Origin of the sequence: Streptosporangium oxazolinicum (genome assembly GCF_039537505.1) — a bacterium.
GTDB classification, from domain to species: domain Bacteria; phylum Actinomycetota; class Actinomycetes; order Streptosporangiales; family Streptosporangiaceae; genus Streptosporangium; species Streptosporangium oxazolinicum.
In genome coordinates this window covers 1-1,451 of sequence record NZ_BAABAQ010000033.1, presented here as the reverse complement: position 1 = coordinate 1,451, position 1,451 = coordinate 1, and the positions used below count along the sequence as shown (strand labels likewise).

Genomic DNA, 1,451 nt, shown 5'->3' with positions numbered 1-1,451 from the left:
ATGCCTTCATGGGCCGGGTGCATTCCCAGGCCTGGCGCAGTGTGGGGGCGTTCTTCGATCTGCCGGCCCGGCCGGTGATGGCCGCGTTGTGTGGCCGCTCAGCCGAGACGACGGCGGCGGCGGCCGAACAGATGGGCTGGGCCGCGGTGGAGACCGATTGGCGCAAGCTGATCGCCCGTGATGACGTGCAGATCGTGGACATCTGCACGCCGGGCGACTCGCACGCCGAGATCGCGATCGCCGCGCTGGAGGCGGGCAAGCACGTGGTGTGTGAGAAACCGCTGGCCAACACGGTCGCTGAGGCCGAGGCGATGGCTGAGGCGGCCCGGACGGCAGCGGCGCGGGGGGTGTATGCGATGGTGGCGTTCAACTACCGTCGGGTGCCGGCCATCGCACAAGCCGCCCGGTGGGTGGCCGAAGGCCGTCTGGGTGCGGTTCGGCATGTGCGGGCGCAGTATCTGCAGGACTGGATCGTCGATCCGGACTTCCCGCTGGTGTGGCGGCTGCAAAAGGAGCTGGCCGGCTCAGGGGCGTTGGGGGATATCGGCGCGCACATCATCGACACCGCGCAGTTCATCACCGGCCAGCGCCTCACGCAGGTCTCAGGGTTGACCGAGACGTTCATCACCCACCGTCCCATCGCCGGGGTCTCGGCCGGGCTGTCGGCCGATACCGGCAACGGGTCCGGGGCGCAGCTGGGTGAGGTCGATGTCGATGACGCGGCGGTGTTCATCGGCCGTCTCAGCGGTGGGGCGTTGGCGTCGTTCGAGGCGACCCGGTTCGCGACGGGGCGCAAGAACGCGTTGCGGATCGAGGTGAATGGGTCGAAGGCGAGTGTGGCGTTCGATTTCGAGGCGATGAACGAGTTGTGGTTCCATGATCACGCGTTGCCTGCTGAGGAGGCGGGGTTCCGCCGGGTGCTGGTCACCGAGGGCGGGCATCCGTACGCGGGGGCGTGGTGGCCGCCGGGGCATGGCCTGGGCTATGAGCACACCTTCACCCACGAGGTGAAGGACTTCGTCGAGGCGATCACCGCTGGTGTCGCTCCGTCTCCGTCGTTCGACGACGGGTTGAACGTTCAGCGGGTGCTGGCCGCGGTCGAACGCAGCGCCGCCGACCAGAGCCGTCTTACATCTGTGGAGGGGACATGACCAGGCCGATCACCTTGTTCACCGGCCAGTGGGCCGACCTGCCGTTCGAGGAGGTCTGCCGCCTGGCCTCGGGCTGGGGATACGACGGGCTGGAACTCGCCTGCTGGGGTGATCACTTCGAGGTCGACAAAGCCCTCGCCGATGACGACTACATCCCCCGCAAGCAGGAACTGCTCGCCAAGCACAACCTGTCGGTCTACACCATCTCCAACCACCTGGTCGGCCAGGCCGTCTGCGACAACCCCATCGACGCCCGCCACCAGGGCATCCTGCCCGCCCGCATCTGGGGCAACGGCGAGG

General features: G+C 68.0%; 1 protein-coding gene and 1 pseudogene. Both read left to right on the top strand.

Translation table 11 applies throughout. The features are described from left to right. On the top strand, nucleotides 1–1,151 hold a 1,151-nt coding region (locus ABD817_RS39380), incomplete at its 5' end, for a Gfo/Idh/MocA family protein (RefSeq protein WP_344923567.1). After that, nucleotides 1,148–1,451, top strand: a pseudogene (locus ABD817_RS39375) (sugar phosphate isomerase/epimerase); the annotation flags it as partial. The gene ABD817_RS39380 and the pseudogene ABD817_RS39375, both read left to right, overlap by 4 nt.